Annotated in this window: 18 protein-coding genes; 5 read left to right on the top strand and 13 right to left on the bottom strand. The window is 48.9% G+C overall.

The annotated features are described in order from the left end of the window. Positions 1–18: 18 nt before the first annotated feature. Positions 19–789, bottom strand: a complete 771-nt coding sequence (locus CWC46_RS00880) for an amino acid ABC transporter substrate-binding protein (protein WP_021014080.1) — start codon at positions 787–789, stop codon at positions 19–21. Between the two features lie 289 nt (positions 790–1,078). Between CWC46_RS00880 and CWC46_RS00875 the strand changes: the two genes are divergently transcribed. Next, positions 1,079–2,224, top strand: a complete 1,146-nt coding sequence (locus CWC46_RS00875; protein ID WP_021014081.1) for an endonuclease/exonuclease/phosphatase family protein — start codon at positions 1,079–1,081, stop codon at positions 2,222–2,224. Between the two features lie 121 nt (positions 2,225–2,345). On the opposite strand, the gene fis is transcribed toward CWC46_RS00875, so the two are convergent. The 11 genes from fis to acuI form a co-directional block, all read right to left on the bottom strand. Then, on the bottom strand, positions 2,346–2,642 hold the full coding sequence (gene fis, locus CWC46_RS00870) for a DNA-binding transcriptional regulator Fis (RefSeq protein WP_012883002.1): 297 nt from the start codon (positions 2,640–2,642) through the stop codon (positions 2,346–2,348). A 23-nt stretch (positions 2,643–2,665) separates the two neighbouring features. Continuing rightward, on the bottom strand, positions 2,666–3,631 hold the full coding sequence (dusB, locus tag CWC46_RS00865; protein WP_037381080.1) for a tRNA dihydrouridine synthase DusB: 966 nt from the start codon (positions 3,629–3,631) through the stop codon (positions 2,666–2,668). A gap of 321 nt (positions 3,632–3,952) precedes the next feature. Further along, on the bottom strand, positions 3,953–4,840 hold the full coding sequence (prmA, locus tag CWC46_RS00860; protein ID WP_021014083.1) for a 50S ribosomal protein L11 methyltransferase: 888 nt from the start codon (positions 4,838–4,840) through the stop codon (positions 3,953–3,955). 16 nt (positions 4,841–4,856) lie between these two features. Further along, complete coding sequence (gene panF / locus CWC46_RS00855; RefSeq protein ID WP_021014084.1) at positions 4,857–6,308, bottom strand: sodium/pantothenate symporter; 1,452 nt, start codon at positions 6,306–6,308, stop codon at positions 4,857–4,859. Continuing rightward, entirely contained in the window at positions 6,298–6,540 is a 243-nt protein-coding gene (locus tag CWC46_RS00850; RefSeq protein ID WP_037380501.1) for a YhdT family protein, read from the bottom strand. Before CWC46_RS00850 ends, panF begins: the two co-directional genes overlap by 11 nt. A 295-nt stretch (positions 6,541–6,835) precedes the next feature. Beyond that, complete coding sequence (accC, locus tag CWC46_RS00845) at positions 6,836–8,179, bottom strand: acetyl-CoA carboxylase biotin carboxylase subunit (RefSeq protein ID WP_021014086.1); 1,344 nt, start codon at positions 8,177–8,179, stop codon at positions 6,836–6,838. A gap of 11 nt (positions 8,180–8,190) precedes the next feature. Further along, complete coding sequence (gene accB, locus CWC46_RS00840; protein ID WP_021014087.1) at positions 8,191–8,649, bottom strand: acetyl-CoA carboxylase biotin carboxyl carrier protein; 459 nt, start codon at positions 8,647–8,649, stop codon at positions 8,191–8,193. Between the two features lie 21 nt (positions 8,650–8,670). Continuing rightward, a complete protein-coding gene (gene aroQ / locus CWC46_RS00835; RefSeq protein ID WP_021014088.1) occupies positions 8,671–9,123 on the bottom strand; it encodes a type II 3-dehydroquinate dehydratase in 453 nt (150 codons plus the stop codon). A gap of 240 nt (positions 9,124–9,363) precedes the next feature. After that, positions 9,364–9,963: a protein-methionine-sulfoxide reductase heme-binding subunit MsrQ gene (gene msrQ / locus CWC46_RS00830; RefSeq protein ID WP_021014089.1), complete on the bottom strand. Its 600-nt coding sequence runs from the start codon at positions 9,961–9,963 to the stop codon at positions 9,364–9,366. Continuing rightward, the gene (gene msrP, locus CWC46_RS00825) at positions 9,964–10,965 is read right to left on the bottom strand and encodes a protein-methionine-sulfoxide reductase catalytic subunit MsrP (RefSeq protein ID WP_021014090.1); all 1,002 of its coding nucleotides are present in this window, start codon (positions 10,963–10,965) and stop codon (positions 9,964–9,966) included. Positions 10,966–11,184: 219 nt separating this feature from the next. Next, complete coding sequence (acuI, locus tag CWC46_RS00820) at positions 11,185–12,168, bottom strand: acrylyl-CoA reductase (NADPH) (RefSeq protein ID WP_021014091.1); 984 nt, start codon at positions 12,166–12,168, stop codon at positions 11,185–11,187. Positions 12,169–12,326: 158 nt separating this feature from the next. Between acuI and csrD the strand changes: the two genes are divergently transcribed. Next, positions 12,327–14,276, top strand: a complete 1,950-nt coding sequence (csrD, locus tag CWC46_RS00815) for an RNase E specificity factor CsrD (RefSeq protein WP_021014092.1) — start codon at positions 12,327–12,329, stop codon at positions 14,274–14,276. 120 nt (positions 14,277–14,396) lie between these two features. Here the strand turns inward: csrD and CWC46_RS22760 are convergent, their stop codons facing one another. Then, the gene (locus CWC46_RS22760) at positions 14,397–14,558 is read right to left on the bottom strand and encodes a hypothetical protein (RefSeq protein ID WP_157831353.1); all 162 of its coding nucleotides are present in this window, start codon (positions 14,556–14,558) and stop codon (positions 14,397–14,399) included. 34 nt (positions 14,559–14,592) lie between these two features. Here CWC46_RS22760 and mreB point away from each other — a divergent pair, with 34 nt between their 5' ends. From mreB to mreD, 3 genes are all read left to right on the top strand, one after another. Next, positions 14,593–15,636, top strand: a complete 1,044-nt coding sequence (gene mreB, locus CWC46_RS00810) for a rod shape-determining protein MreB (protein WP_021014093.1) — start codon at positions 14,593–14,595, stop codon at positions 15,634–15,636. Between the two features lie 96 nt (positions 15,637–15,732). After that, entirely contained in the window at positions 15,733–16,719 is a 987-nt protein-coding gene (mreC, locus tag CWC46_RS00805; RefSeq protein WP_021014094.1) for a rod shape-determining protein MreC, read from the top strand. Continuing rightward, positions 16,716–17,204, top strand: coding sequence for a rod shape-determining protein MreD (mreD, locus tag CWC46_RS00800; protein ID WP_021014095.1), 489 nt, complete (start codon positions 16,716–16,718; stop codon positions 17,202–17,204). Before mreC ends, mreD begins: the two co-directional genes overlap by 4 nt. Positions 17,205–17,209 lie beyond the last annotated feature (5 nt).

Here is a 17,209-nt window from a genome sequence, read left to right as displayed (position 1 = left end):
GCTCCAATATCAATGCAATTACCTGGAAATGTCTTGCCCGAAGTATCGCACAGAAATCATCTTATAAGTGCCGTCAGCTTTAATTTCATCTAGTGCCTTGTTCAGCGCTTTTACTAATTGCGGCTGGTTTTTACGTACCAAAATTGCCGATGGATCGCCCGTTTCTGCGGTGGCAACCACTTTGACATTGGCATCCGGTTTATGTTTTTTGAAGTCCAGGAATGACAGATTATCATTCAGAGTTGCGTCTGCACGGCCAGTGAGTACCAGCTCCAGTGACTGGTTAAAACCATCGGTCGGGACAATGTTTGCGCCGTAACTGCTGGCCAGCTTGGAGTAGTTACTGGTCAGGCTTTGGGCTGATTTGTGGCCTTTCAGATCAGAGAAGGTCTTGATACTGGTATTGTCACCACGGACAATCAATACGGATTTGGCGTCAATATAAGGTTTGGAGAAATCAAATTTTGCCTGGCGTTCTTTCGTGATCCCGACCTCATTGATGACCGCATCGTAGCGTTTGGCATTCACCCCAGCAATCAAGCCATCCCAACGTCCTTCAATAAATTCTGCTTTGACACCCAGTTTTTTAGCTACCGCGCGACCAATGTCTACATCAAATCCAACCAGTTTTCCTGACTGATCATGATAGGTATAAGGTGCGTAAGTACCTTCGGTGCCAAATTTGATTACGCCAGCCGCCTTGATGGCACTGAGATCATCCTGAGCTTGAGCCAGAAAACTAGTGGCAAATAACGCACTGGTCAGTAACGCAAAGCTTATTTTTTTCATGTTAATTCCTACAAAAATGGCATCTGCCGTTGTTAGCTGGAAAGACTACGAATCTATGTGATGTGGTGTGGTTTTACCAATCATATAAAGCAATGGTTTATATCAACAATGAATATAGTGTTCACCCCTTTTTTACCATGGTATCAAGTTGGCTTATCAATAAGGCGAACTACACTTGTAACATTAGTACATCATGATGTCGGTAACACGCCACCTCGTGGTAACAACTCTGCTTTTATAACAGCATCTCGTCATTGCCTTGGTTGCTAATTAACAGGAGAGGGAAACGATGAAGCTTAGAATTGCCAGTTATAACGTTGAGAACCTGTTCCACCGTACTCTCATCCTGAATTTGCCTGATTCACAAAAAATTAATGAATTACTGGATAAAGTTCGCCAGCTCCAGATGCTGTTGGACAATGCCACCTATGACGATACCCTGAAAGATAGTGTTTTTAACCTGACGGTTGTTCTTCAACCTTATATTGATATCCGTAAGGATGCTGGCTCACTAGGGGGCTGGAAGAAAAACGCGGGTAAAACCGGATTCAGGATTAACAAAAGCTGTCGTGGGCGTGGTGATTGGATCGGCGAAATAACCTTTAAATCACAAAATTTTAGTGATCAACAGCGGAAAAATACCGGGAAAGTCATTGCGACACTCAATGCTGATATCCTTTGTGCCGTTGAAGTGGAAAATATGGGAGTGCTGAAGAATTTCAATAGTCAGATTCTTGGCAAACAAAAGTTTAACCAGTTTGTGATGATTGATAGCCCGAATGATCCTCGCGGTATTGATGTCGCCTGTCTGACTCGCCATCATATTATTCAATTGCGTACTCATGTCTTTGATGCCGGAAAGCAGTTTGATCCGGTGTTCAGCCGCGACTGTCTGGAAGTCATGATTGACATCGGGCTTAAACAGCCGATATCGGTGCTGTGTAATCATTTTAAAAGCCAGAATGGGCGAACGGAAGAAGAACGGAAGAGATCAGCAGAGAAACGCCGTGATCAGGCGGCAAAAGTTGTTGAAATACTCACACAGACCTATGACTTGAAACAAGACTACGTTGCTGTCATGGGGGATCTTAATGAAGATTCTTCCAACTCCTGGAAAAGCCTGGAAGCATTATTTAGTCTGCCAGATTTACATCCGGTCATTGATCCTGCATGGCCAGAGTCAGAACGTTATACCTATTATTATGCCGGGGGCAAAAAAGGGGAGAGACTCAATCAGCTTGATTACATTTTTTTGTCCACGCCATTGTATCAGGCCATGACTACCTGGGGCGTAGAGCGTCGTGGTATTTATGACATCGACAAGATTGCAGCACAAGAGGGAGCAGAACCCGTTGAACCGTTTCCTGAGGTGACATCCTGGGATACAGGTGCTTCGGACCATGCTGCGTTATGGGTGGATGTGGATATTGACTGACAAGAAAATGGCCTTGTTCAGCTGGCTTAATCCTCAACATTTGGATGTGAATAATGCTTATTAAAAAGCGCTTCCCATTTCTGGTAAAGCGCTTTTAATAAATTGGTTCAACTGATTAGTATCAGTTCATGCCGTATTTTTTCAATTTCTTACGCAATGTTCCACGGTTGATGCCCATCATCAGGGCCGCGCGGGTCTGGTTGCCGCGGGTGTATTGCATCACCATGTCCAACAGTGGCTGTTCAACTTCAGCCAGTACCAGCTCATACAGGTCATTGACATCCTGACCGTTTAATTGAGCAAAATAGTTCTTCAGTGCCTGTTTAACCGAGTCGCGCAGGGGTTTTTGGGTTACCTGAGCCTGAGAGTTTACGGTGGAAACAGTCAGTACGTCAGAATTCACGCGTTGTTCGAACATAGTTCTGTCAGCTCTTTTTCTGTTTACGCAAGATTTTCAAAATATGCCTCCAACGCCTCCAGCTGCTTGCTGGCATCCTCAATGGCGTTGAATGTGCGCCTAAACTGGTCGTTTGGGGCATGCTCCTGGATATACCAGGATACGTGTTTACGTGCTATACGGAATCCCTTGCCTGGACCATAAAAGTCGTGCAATTCCCGTATATGCTCGATCAACAAGTGCTTGACCTCTGCCAATGGCATGGGTGGCAGCAGCTCCCCTGTGTCCAGATAATGCTGGATTTCCCGAAAGATCCAAGGTCTTCCCTGAGCAGCCCGTCCTATCATCAGGGCGTCAGCCCCGGTGTAATCAAGAACCGCTCTGGCTTTATGCGGGTCAGTAATGTCGCCATTCGCAATAATGGGAATGGAAACGGCCTGCTTAACTGTCCGAATACTGTCGTATTCCGCCTCGCCATTAAATAGACATACTCGTGTGCGTCCATGAATGGTGAGGGCCTGGATACCACAATCTTCAGCCAATTCGGCAATCTCTACACAATTGCGGTGCTCTGGCGCCCAGCCGGTACGGATTTTTAGTGTTACCGGTACGTCTACCGCTTTCACTACCGCATTCAGGATCTGTTTAACCAGACTCGGATACTGCAATAATGCAGATCCTGCCATCTTGCGGTTTACCTTCTTGGCCGGACATCCCATATTGATGTCAATAATCTGTGCACCATTTTCTGCATTGATTCTGGCTGCTGATGCCATTTCCTGCGGATCGCAGCCAGCAATCTGCACAGCCCGTATACCGGGTTCATCACTATGTACCATGCGTAAACGTGACTTGTCCGAACGCCAGACTTCCGGATTGGAAGAGAGCATTTCGGAGACTGTCATTCCAGCGCCCATCGCGTGACAAAGTGCTCTGAATGGGCGATCGCTAATACCGGCCATTGGGGCGGCTATCAACCGATTGGGAAGCTGAAATTGTCCAATGTGCATAGACAAAAGAGTGACCATACTGTGCCTGCAAGGGCGCGTATATTACGCATTTTTTACGCGATATGAAAGGCCAAACTTTGAGCAATTAAGCGGAATAGATCAATGAAACGAATCTTTTTGTTCCGCTATTTTTTATTTCCCTTTCCATTACAATTAGTTATACATACATCGTTGTTTTATTGAACAACTAAAGTAAATAAAACATCTGCCATGAATCCGCGCCTAGGCCTGATAGAGACTCGATCATGAGGCGATTTGGCCGCTAATCATTCATCGGCAAGGCTATCACGAATAGCTATCAATTCAGTCAGGTTGCCCGATTTATGCGGTTTTTTTAACCCCGGTAATTCGGCACCATTCTTCTTTTTCTGTCACTGGGTCGAGTTGAAATTTATCCTGATAGGCCGCTGCGACATTAACGGCCTGTGTGGCCAATATGCCCGAAAGACCAAGGTATCCTCCGGTCTTTGGCAACTCACTAATCAGCGGGGCCAGTTCGCGCAATGGGCCTGCCAGAATGTTGGCAACGACTACGTCAGCAGATAAATCTGTGGGTTGATTTTGTGGTAAGTACAACTCCAGACGTTCGGAGACGCCATTACGTTGTGCATTATCCCTGCTGGCCTGAATGGCCTGCGGATCGATATCAATGCCGATGGCACGCGCGGCGCCCAGTTTTAGCGCAGCGATAGCCAGAATGCCGGAACCACAGCCGAAATCGATAACGGTTTTGCCCTGCAAATCTAACCCATCGAGCCATTGCAGACATAGTGACGTGGTGGGATGCGTACCCGTACCAAATGCCAACCCGGGATCGAGCATCACGTTAACGGCGGTAGGATCGGGAATTTCCCGCCAGCTGGGGCAAATCCACAGCCGTTTGCCGAACTGCATCGGGTGGAAATTGTCCATCCACTCGCGTTCCCAATCCTTGTCTTCCAGTTGCTCGATTTTATGTTGAAATCCCGTACCCAACAACGGTTCCTGTTCCAGGATAGAGATAACTTCACTCATATCGGTTTCGGCATCATACAAACCGGTAACGTCAGTATCGCCCCACAGGCGGGTTTCGCCCGGTAGTGGTTCGAACACGGGGGTATCGTGTGTATCCTGGAATGTAACGGAGACGGCACCGCTTTCTACCAATGCATCGCCAAGTTGCTCCGCATGTGCACCGGAGGTATTAATTTTCAGTTGAATCCACGGCATAGCAGCCTCTATAACCTTAAAGTGATGATGAAGCAATAACCGGCGCTGTATGGTCATGCCCAAACCGGTTACCAATAAGAAATGCCACCAGGCTTAGCAGTAGCGCAGGCACGATAGGGTGGAATCCGGCCAACTGAATGCCAAGGCTGGCAAGCAAGGTGTAGCAGCTTGCACCGCATATCATGGAGCTCAGTGCGCCAGCTGAGTTGGCGCGCTCCCAGTATAAACCCAGTACCAGCGGCCACAGGAATACGGCTTCCAGCCCACCGAAAGCCAGCAGGTTCAGCCAGATAATCATCTCTGGTGGATGCCAGGCCGCCAGTAGCAGCAGCAGGCCAAGAATTGCCGTCACCAGACTGGATATCCGCTTGAGTAACCGTTCGTTGCTGAGTTGATGCGGGTACAGGCCCAGATAAAGATCTTTGATGATTGTCGCGGAGGATTGCAAAAGCTGTGCGTTGATGGTGGACATGATTGCCGCCATTGGTGCGGCCAGAAAAATCCCGGCTGCAAACGGGGGTAATACGGTAATCATCAGTGTTGGGATGACTTGATCCGGAATTTTCAGGTCCGGCAGAATTGCCCGGCCCAACACGCCTGCCAGATGCATGCCCAGCATCAGTATGGCGACAATAATCGTGCCTAGCACAATACCACGGTGTACCGCTTTACTATCCTTATAGGAAATACAACGCACGGCAGTATGAGGAAGGCCAATAATACCAAAGCAGACCAGTACCCAGAAGGACGTCATGAATGTCGGCGTCAGAATATGATTCACCCCTTGAGGTGTAACCAGTTCTGGATCGATATGCCGGAGTGTTTCAACTGCCTGGCCAAGTCCTCCGGAAGCTTTAATCACCGCAGCGAGCAGCAGGAAAGTACCCACAAGCATTACCAGCCCTTGCATCGCATCATTTAGTACACTGGCGCGAAATCCGCCAAAGGCAGTGTAGAGGGCAATCGTGATGCCGAAAATCAACAACCCGGTGTCGTAAGGGATCCCGGCAGCCGTTTCCAGCAACCGTGCTCCACCGATAAACTGTACCGTCATGGCACCGATGAACGCCACCAGCAGACTTAAGCTGGCTATCCACACCAGCCATCGGCTCTGATAGCGGGCATACAACATGTCGTTGAGAGTAACCGCATTATAGCGCCGGGCCAGAATAGCGAATTTCTTTCCCAGAATGCCTAATGACAGCCATACCGCAGGCAATTGGATCATCGCCAGCAGCACCCAACCCAGCCCGTATTTATAGGCAGCGCCGGGACCACCTATAAAAGAACTGGCACTGACATAAGTGGCCGTCAGTGTCATGGCCAGCACGAAACCGCCCATGGATCGGTTGCCGAGAAAATATTCGGTCAGGAAACTGCCTTGCTGGCGACGGCGGTAGGCGTAAACCGACAAACCAAAAACCAACAGTAAATAAGTGATCAGCGGCAGGATGACTTCACTCTGCATCATGATCCTCCAATGCTATATCACGAAAGACAAAGTGAACCATTAACCAGCACAATACGATAAAAAGTAGAGGTAACCACAGACAAGCCAGCTCAAACCAGTGGGGTAATCCGGTGATCCCAGGGGCGTTATCAGGCAGGTAGGCAGTTAAAATCCAGGCGAGCAAATACGCCAGCGTTAGGCCCAGCGCCCAGCGGGCTTCCCGGTGTGCCTGAAGAAAACGTTTATCCATTTTTTCCCCAAAGCCAGTAGGCAGTATAGATGTCACAAAACAGAGGATTTTACGGTATGTGGGCCAATTGCCTAGCAAGAAATAGCACTAAAAATAAAAAGGCTGATTTCAGGGAGTGTTCATTTCATCGTTTTTTGATGATCGACAAGATGTTATCGATATTAAAATGGGCTCTCGCAGATACGAGAACCCATTTTGAATTAAGGTATTAATTGTCTGGGGATCCTGGCTTTCGCCGGCATGGACGATTATTACCCCGATGTTAAAGGCCGTTTTGATGACTCGAGACAGAAAATCATTGCAGGCCGAGTTTTTTCTCCAGATAGTGAATGTTGGTACCACCATGCTGGAAGTTTTCGTCACTCATGATTTTCATCTGTAGGTCGATGTTGGTTTTAATGCCATCGATGATCAATTCAGCCAGCGCGTTACGCATACGAGCCAGCGCCACATCGCGATTCTCACCGTAGGTGATCAGTTTGCCAATCATGGAATCGTAATACGGCGGTACGGTATAACCGGCATAAATGTGCGATTCCCAACGTACCCCAAAGCCACCCGGAGCATGGAAACGAGTGATTTGCCCAGGACTTGGCAGGAACGTTATCGGGTCTTCGGCGTTGATACGGCATTCTATCGCATGACCGCGCACGGTTACTTCTTCTTGCTTGATAGAGAGGGGCTGACCTGCGGCGATACGTAACTGCTCTTTGATCAGGTCTACGCCGGTAATCATTTCAGTTACCGGATGTTCTACCTGAATACGGGTGTTCATTTCGATAAAGTAGAATTCACCGTTTTCATACAGGAACTCAAATGTACCTGCACCACGGTAGTTGATATCGACACAGGCTTTGGAGCAGCGTTCGCCAATGTAACGGCGCAAGTCATTGGTGATGCCTGGCGCCGGTGCTTCTTCCACCACTTTCTGGTGACGGCGCTGCATGGAGCAATCGCGCTCTGCCAGATAGATGGCGCTACCCTGACCATCAGCCAATACCTGAATTTCCACGTGTCGTGGGTTTTCCAGATATTTCTCCATATAAACTATATCGTTGTTGAACGCCGCTTTCGCTTCGGCACGAGTCATGGATATGGACTGAGCCAGGTCCTTATCGCTGCGAACCACGCGCATCCCACGGCCGCCACCGCCGCCAGAGGCTTTGATGATGACTGGATAGCCAATGCGTTTTGCCACCGCACGGTTTTTGTCCATATCGTCACCCAGCGGGCCGTCAGAACCGGGCACACAAGGTACGCCTGCTTTCTTCATGGCACTGATCGCTGAAACCTTATCCCCCATCAGACGGATGGTATCAGCACGTGGGCCGATGAAAATAAAACCAGAACGTTCAACTTGTTCGGCAAAATTGGCATTTTCCGACAAAAATCCGTAACCGGGGTGGATTGCCACCGCGCCGGTAATCTCGGCAGCAGAAATGATCGCCGGGATATTCAGGTAACTTTTATTGGACGGGGCGGGGCCGATACATACGCTTTCGTCCGCCAGTAATACATGTTTCAAGTCGCGATCCGCGGTGGAGTGAACGGCAACAGTTTTGATGCCCAACTCTTTACAGGCGCGTAAGATGCGCAACGCGATCTCTCCGCGGTTAGCGATAACGATTTTATCTAGCATGGTAAGCCTCGTTATTCGATGACAACCAGTGGCTCGTCAAATTCAACCGGTTGGCCGTTATCGATCAGGATGGCTTTCACCACACCTGCTTTATCAGCTTCGATGGGATTCATCATTTTCATGGCTTCAACGATGCACAGTGTGTCACCGACATTCACTTGCTGGCCAATTTCTACAAACGGTTTGGCATCCGGGCTTGGTGTACGGTAGAAGGTGCCTACCATCGGTGAGCGTACGATGTGTCCGGCAATCGTAGCGGGAGCCGCGGCGGCCGCTTCGAGCGCAGGTGCTGCAATGGCGGCTGGCTGCTGTTGCAGCATGGGAGCATATGCCTGTTGCATTACCGGGAAGCTGGATGTTGCTGGGATACGGCTGATGCGCACTGACTCTTCACCTTCGGAAATTTCCAGCTCGGAGATGCCAGATTCTTCAACCAGTTCGATCAGTTTTTTGATTTTACGAATATCCATGAATGTGGTTCCGTACTCTTGTTAATTGGAAGTTGACAAGCGTTTTACCGCTGTCTGTAAAGCATAGCTATAACCATCTGCCCCAAGACCACATATCACGCCTACAGCAATATCAGAAAGGTAGGAGTGATGGCGGAAAGATTCACATGCATGCACGTTGGTCAGATGAATTTCAATAAACGGGATAGCTACCGCTAACAATGCATCCCGCAGCGCTACACTGGTGTGAGTAAAGGCTGCCGGGTTGATCAGAATGAAATCCGTTTTCCCTCTGGCCTGATGAATACGGTCAATCAACTCATGTTCTGCATTGGATTGCAGATGAGAAAGCTGAGCGTCCAGTGCCAGTGCTTCCTTTCCTAGTTGGTTAACGATTTCCGCTAACGTTGTATGCCCGTACTTATCTGGCTCGCGGGTGCCCAGCAGGTTCAGGTTTGGACCGTTCAAAAGCAAAATGTGGAACTTGTCTGCCATTGTGCTGCTATCTCCCGCGATTAGCTTAGTGTCGCACAAAATAACGCGAAGCTATCCGTTTGTCACCTTTTGGTGAAGTAAAAGGTTAGGTTTAACGAAGTAAAGGTGGACATTATAGCCATATCGTAGCAATTGGCAGCTAAATACTGGTCTTATCTGCGGAGATATCAGACCTGTTACCACACAACGGCTCAGCAGGAAGCGGGGATATCAGTTTGGAAATCGGTGCATTATGCATGATTAACGCCCCCATTTCTGGAGCTTTTTGTAGCGAAAAAGCAATAAAATGACCGCAATGAAGGCATAAATTATTGGCTGCGGTGACAGAGATTTTACTGACCAAAGATAGTGAATTGGCGCCAGGATGGCGACCAAATAAATGAAGTTGTGTAATTTTTGCCAGCGCGAACCCAGTTTTCTCTGTGATGATTGAGTGGAGGTCAACGTTAGTGCAAACAGCACCAGCCAACTCACCATGCCCAAGGTAAGATAAGGTCGCGAAATAATCTCATTTCCCAGTAAATTCAGATGAGTTATTCCCAATTCGAATAAAGCGTAACTGAGTAAATGGAATGTTGCCCAGGCAAAACACCATAATCCTAGTAAGCGACGGCAGCGTATCAGTAACGGTTGTTTGGCGTAACGGGCCAGTGGGGTCACCACCAACGTAGCCAGCAATAGTTTCAGCGCCATCCTGCCCGTAAAATGCTGGATATCTTTTGCCGGATCAGCGCTGAACGCACCTTGATTGACAGCGATAATCAGCCATATGAGCGGCAAGAACGCTGCCAGATGAAGTGCAACTTTTAATAAGCGGATCTGCTTTGCGGTTAAGCGCATTTAAAAGTTTCTCCGAAGATCTAGTCCCTGATATAAAGATGCCACCTGGTCAGCGTAGCCGTTAAATAACAGTGTAGGTTGCCGCTGTACATCCAGTAGTCCGCCTGATCCAATAACCCGCTCGGTTGCCTGTGACCAGCGTGGATGGTCGACATTCGGGTTCACATTGGCGTAAAAACCATATTCGTTCGGTGCAGCCATATTCCAGGTATTGGGTGGCTGTTCCTTCGTTAACCGGATATGCACAATGGATTTAATGTTTTTAAAGCCGTATTTCCATGGGGTAACTAATCGTATTGGTGCTCCGTTTTGTGGCGGGAGTGTTTTGCCATAAACACCGACGGACAGTAGCGTCAGTGGATGCATAGCTTCATCCAGCCGTAACCCTTCCACATACGGATAATCCAGTCCACCACCGACGAAACGATCTTTCTGTCCGGGCATTTGATCGGGATCATATAGTGTCTGGAAGGCGACATAGCGGGCGCTGCTGGTCGGTTCTGCAAGCTTGATCAACTTTGACAGTTCAAAACCGACCCAGGGGATGACCATCGACCAGGCTTCAACGCAGCGGAAGCGGTAAATCCGCTCTTCCAAAGCAAAACGCCGAAGGATGTCGTCAACATCTAGTGTTACCGGTTTTGCGACTTCACCATCAATCTGTACTTTCCAGCCTTCGGTTTTTAATCCGCCAGCCTTGGCGGCCGGGTCTGCTTTATCCATGCCAAATTCATAAAAGTTATTATAGCCGGTGACCTTATCTTCTGGCGTAAGTGTCAATTGAGGATGCCATTTTGCTGGTTGGCTGAATGACAATGGTTTCCTGGGCGGTGCTGGTGGTTGATCTTTACCTTTAAACCAGGACAACAGATCGGCTTTGGCACTGAGTGGAAGACTCAGTGTCGCGGCAGTAATACCAAGGGCTTTCAGTACGGTACGACGCTGAAGAAAAAGTGACTCTGGGGTAACGTCGGCTTCTGTTAATTTGCGATGTTTATGCATGGCGAACTCCCGATTTTTTCATTTAATGCAGGGTAATTCAGCTTATTATCCCTTCGAGTATGCGGGAAAAAGTGCGGCAGGGAAAATCATCTTTTTTACTGGATATTGCGCTGGGTTTGGCGTTGTTATTACCTATTGTGAATAACATATCAGGCCGGAATAACCAGCCTGATATTAGCAAAGATCTAGCTAAAAGCAGTCAACGGTCATCATGAGTGATCACGGTTTCCCTATCCGGACCACCGTTCGGCCTGTAACCCGGTTCTCCAACAAGGCGGATGCGGTTTCTGATACCTGTTCTAATGTGATTTCCTGCGTAACCTGTTCATAGAATGAGGCTGGTAACAGCGTGGCCAATCGTTGCCAGGCTTGCTGACGACGAGGTAGAGGAGCCATGACAGAATCCACGCCTTGTAGACGGACGTTACGCAAAATAAAAGGCATCACCGTGGTGGGTAAGGCTATACCGCCAGCCAGACCGCAGGCGGCAATGGTAGCGTTATAATCCATTTGTGCCAGAAGAGTGGCCAGAACTTTATTCCCAACCGTATCAATCGCCCCCGCCCAGCGCTGTTTTTCCAGCGGGCGGGTATCACCAGTAAATTCGTTGCGAACCAGCACCTGTTTCGCGCCTAATCGGTGCAGATAGTCGGTATTACCGGCGCGGCCGCTGATCGCTGTAACCCGGTAACCCAGAGCGGCCAGTAACGCCACCGCCGTACTGCCTACACCACCGCTGGCGCCGGTTACCACGACCTCTCCACATTCTGGCGTAATACCGCCATCTTCCAATGCCATGACGCACAACATTGCCGTCAAGCCAGCGGTACCGATAATCATTGCCTGACGGGATGTTAATCCTTCTGGCAGCGTGACCAACCACTCTCCTTTCACCCGGGCTTGTTCTGCCAGACCGCCCCAATGGTTTTCACCCACCCCCCAGCCCGTCAGAATGACGGACTGGCCTACTATAATATCCGGCGTTTCGCTCTGGCGCACTGTCCCGGCGAAATCGATGCCGGGTACCATTGGAAATTGGCGAATGATTTTCCCTTTGCCGGTAATGGCCAGCGCGTCCTTATAGTTAATCCCAGACCATTCCACATCTACCGTTACGTTACCGTCAGGAAGTTGTTCCTGGCTGACATCCTGAATATTGGACAGGAGACGCCCATTTTGTTGTTCGAGAACCAAGGCCTGCATGAAAATCCTCCTTCAGAGAGACAAAAATTAGAGCGAAATAATTTAATGACTATATTTGTAACAGGTAATATGAGAACTGATAAGCCGCAAAGAATACAGATAGAGTACACAATTAAGCATTATTGAAATATTCGAAAAGCGGGGGTTAAAACGCAGGGATGGGATTTACTGCAAAAATTTCCATGCTGATAACATTGCTAACAACATTGGCTATTTTCTTAATGTTGTCGAGTGGTGTTTTTAGTTTTATCAATTACAGCCACCAGCGAATGGAGTACCAATTACGTACTCTCGCGGCCAGTATTGACCAGGCTTTACTCGTGCACTCTCCTGATAACATCCAGCTTTGGCTCCCGGCGGTAATGAAAACTGCTGGGGTTGTTGAGCTGGAAATACGTGACGGGCATAAGCGTATTTATTTTCAGCGATTGCCGGAAACACAGGTTAATGATAGTGGCGGACCGGCATTTATTTATCGCTATGTTCAACTGCCGTTGTTGCATCATATTGATATGTCGGTGAGCGTCACGTATATCGATCCACTGATTGGTATACCTCGTTATTTGATGTCGATGCTTTCTGTTCTATTGGCTATCGCCATCATGGCGACGGCGGTATTTTTCTCTATTCGCTGGCTTCGCAGGCAAACGGCAGGTCAGGAACAGTTGGAAACACGGGCCAAACTTATCCTGTATGGTGAGCGTGAAACCGTCATGCATGGTTCTGTGCATGAATGGCCAGTAAATGCTAGCGGGGCGTTGGATCAACTCCTGGCGGATTTGGTGGAAGCGCGGGAGGAGCGTGGACGGGTGGATACATTGATTCGCGCTTTCGCGGCGCAGGATGCGGAAACCGGGCTCAATAATCGGCTCTTTTTTGACAGTCAGCTCACTACTCAACTGGAAGATGCAGAAGATGTGGGCACACATGGCGTGGTGATGATGATTCGTCTGCCAGATTTCGAAACTCTGGAGGAGACGCATGGTTACGGTGGTGTCATTGAAGAATATCGCTATACATTGATTAACCTGCTTTCAACATTTGTACTACGTTATCCTTCGGCCTTACTAGCGCGCTATTATCACAGCGATTTTGCCGTACTGCTACCACATCGGACGTTAAAAGAAGCGGATACGATTGCTGCTCAACTGGTGAAAGCGATTGATATCCTGCCGGTGACGCCGTTGATTGAGAGAGAAGACATTCTGCATATCGGCATCTGTGCCTATCATAGCGGCCAGAGTGCCGAACAGGTCATGGAGAGTGCAGAAGATGCTACCCGTAATGCGGTATTACAAGGAGGGAATGGCTGGTGTGTGTATGACCGCCAGGTTCCGGATAAAGGCCGTGGGAGCGTCAAGTGGCGCACGCTACTGGAGCACACACTGTCGCGTGGCGGGCCGCGATTATATCAAAAACCGGCTATCACGCGGGAAGGCGAAGTGCATCATCGAGAATTAATCAGCCGTATTTATGATGGTTCGCAAGAGCTGTTGGCGGCGGAATACATGCCGTTGGTACGACAACTGGGCTTAACCGCCAGTTATGATCGTCAACTGATAACCCGCAGCATTGCACTGACCGTAAGCTGGCCGGAGGCTGTGCTGGCACTTCCCATCACAGTGGACTCACTTTTACAGCGTCCATTTTTACATTGGCTGCGGGAAACGTTGCTACAATGTCCGAAAAAGCAACGCCAACGTATTTTCTTTGAACTTGCAGAGGCAGATGTGTGTCAATATATCGGCCGTTTACGTCCGATACTCAGTCTGATTTCCGGATTGGGGTGTCGGTTGGCGGTAACGCAGGCCGGTTTGACGCTGGTTAGCACGACATACATTAAATCGCTACAGATTGAAATTATCAAATTGCACCCGGGATTGGTGCGCAGTCTGGAAAAAAGACTGGAGAACCAGCTGTTTGTTCAGAGCTTGACCGAGGCTTGTAAAGGTACTCACGTCAAAGTTTTTGCCGTTGGCGTTCGAACCAAATCGGAGTGGCAAACGTTGCTGGATAAAGGTGTTTGTGGTGGGCAGGGAGATTTTTTTGCTTCATCTGAGCCGGTCGGTAACGCGCTGAAAAAATATTCATCTCGTGCTTATGTTTAATGTAAAAGTCCTGTGCGAATTGGCGTAGAATAACTTCTGCCTTAATGTGAGTGGTATCTGCTTTATGTGAGTAGTGAATCACTAAAATGTTAGGTTTTATGTCTGTTGTTAGCGCAGTTTTTAGGGGAAGTGCGTAATAATGCCTTCCGCCATTTGAAGAAATGCCATACTGTGGGTTTCCCGGATCATGGCAGTTTGTGCAATATACACTTTTTCACCGTAGCAGAGCGTGTTCGAGCCTTGTCGCTGCTGCGTGTGGTTGGTAAAGTAGGCGGATTTCATTTCCGCCCCCAGCTTGCAGGATTATCCCTTAGTTATGTTTAAGAAATTTCGTGGCATGTTTTCTAACGACTTGTCCATCGACTTGGGTACCGCCAATACCCTTATTTATGTAAAAGGACAGGGCATTGTACTGAATGAGCCTTCTGTAGTGGCTATTCGTCAGGATCGTGCCGGCTCTCCAAAAAGTGTGGCCGCCGTTGGGCATGAGGCTAAACAGATGTTAGGCCGTACTCCAGGCAATATCGCTGCTATCCGGCCGATGAAAGACGGCGTCATTGCCGACTTTTTTGTGACCGAAAAGATGCTTCAACACTTTATTAAACAGGTGCATAGCAATAGCTTTATGCGCCCGAGTCCCCGCGTTCTGGTGTGTGTGCCAGTGGGTGCGACACAGGTGGAGCGTCGTGCTATCCGCGAGTCCGCTCAAGGCGCTGGCGCCCGTGAGGTTTTTCTGATTGAAGAGCCGATGGCGGCCGCTATTGGTGCGGGTTTACCGGTTTCTGAAGCCACCGGTTCTATGGTGGTGGATATCGGTGGTGGTACAACAGAAGTCGCCGTTATTTCGCTCAACGGTGTGGTCTACTCCTCGTCAGTCCGTATTGGTGGTGACCGTTTCGATGAAGCTATCATTAATTATGTCCGTCGTAATTATGGTTCATTGATTGGTGAAGCCACTGCCGAACGTATCAAACATGAAATCGGTTCTGCCTATCCAGGTGATGAAGTCCTTGAAATTGAAGTTCGTGGTCGTAACCTGGCCGAAGGTGTACCTCGAGGGTTCACTCTGAATTCCAATGAGATTCTGGAAGCCTTGCAGGAGCCGTTGACAGGGATCGTGAGTGCCGTGATGGTGGCGTTGGAGCAATGCCCGCCGGAACTGGCATCTGACATTTCAGAGCGCGGTATGGTGCTGACCGGTGGTGGTGCGCTGCTGCGTAATCTGGATCGGTTACTGATGGAAGAAACCGGCATTCCGGTGGTAGTGGCTGAAGATCCTCTGACCTGCGTGGCGCGTGGTGGTGGTAAAGCGTTGGAAATGATCGACATGCATGGCGGCGATTTGTTTAGCGAAGAATAATCCGGCCAGAAAAAAGAGGGGGGGACCGTATGGATGAAGTCTTTTTTTCATCCCACGTGGTAGCCCCCTTTTTATTGTCGAGGAATATGCAATTTTATGAAGCCGATTTTTAGCCGGGGCCCTTCCCTGCAACTGCGACTTTTTCTTGCTGTCGTTACTGCCATTGCGATCATTATTGCTGACAGTCAGTTGGGGATGTTTGTAAAAATCAGAACGTACATGGATACGGCCGTTAGTCCTTTCTATTTTCTGGCGAATGGGCCACGCGAAGTGCTGGATAACGTGTCTGCAACCTTAACTACCCGGAAACAGTATCAACTGGAAAACACTGCGTTACGTCAGGAATTATTGCTGAAAAACAGCGATCTGCTTTTATTGGGTCAACTCAAGCAGGAGAACGCCCGTCTGCGTGAACTGCTGGGGTCGCCGTTGCGTCAGGATGAGCAGAAAATGGTGACGCAGGTTATTTCTTCCGGTACAGACCCATACAGCGATCAGGTGGTTATCGATAAAGGCGCGGTTAATGGGGTTTATGAAGGTCAACCGGTAATCAGTGATAAAGGTGTAGTGGGACAGGTCGTTGCGGTTGGTCAGTTAACCAGTCGTGTGCTGTTAATCTGTGATGCTTCCCATGCTTTGCCGATTCAGGTGTTGCGTAATGACATCCGTGTGATTGCGGCGGGTAATGGCTGCACCGATGATTTACAACTGGAACATCTGCCCAATAATACTGATATTCGTGTTGGTGATGTGCTGGTAACGTCTGGGTTGGGGGGGCGTTTCCCCGAAGGTTACCCAGTTGCGGTGGTCTCTTCGGTCAAGGTGGATACGCAGCGTGCTTATACCATTATTCAGGCGCACCCTACTGCAGAATTACAGCGTTTACGCTATCTGTTGTTGTTGTGGGGCGGCAGGAATAGTACCAAGACCGTGATGACTCCACAGGAAGTGCACCGTATCGCGAACGAGCGTCTAATGCAGATGATGCCACATGTTTTGTCCCCACCCAGTGAAATGGGGCCACCTGCGCCACCCACTAACAATACCCCAGCGAAAGGGAATTCATCAGGAGAACATCCATGAATCTCTATCGCCGGCATGGATACTGGATTATCTGGACCTCGTTTCTAGTAGCGATGGTGTTGCAGATTATGCCTTGGCCGAATGAAATCTATATTTATCGCCCTTCCTGGTTGATGTTGATCCTTATTTACTGGGTCATGGCGTTGCCGCACCGGGTAAATGTGGGGACGGGATTTGTTTTAGGGATAATTATGGATCTGATTTTAGGGTCCACGCTGGGTGTTCGGGCGTTGGGGATGAGCATTATCGCTTATCTGGTGGCGTTTAAATTCCAACTGTTTCGCAATATGGCTCTGTGGCAGCAGGCGTTAATCGTCATGCTGTTGTCATTTGTGCTAGATCTGCTGGTGTTCTGGGCCGAATTTCTGGTGATCAATGTCTCTTTTCGTCCAGAAATTTTCTGGAATAGTGTGGTGGACGGTGTGCTCTGGCCGTGGTTGTTCTTGCTGATGCGGAAAATCCGCCGTCACTTTGCGGTGCAGTGAGGCAA

It is taken from the genome of Prodigiosinella confusarubida (assembly GCF_002847015.1).
Lineage (GTDB): Bacteria > Pseudomonadota > Gammaproteobacteria > Enterobacterales > Enterobacteriaceae > Prodigiosinella > Prodigiosinella aquatilis.
The sequence above is the reverse complement of the archived record's forward strand: the minus strand, read 5'-3'. Positions and strand labels throughout refer to the sequence as shown.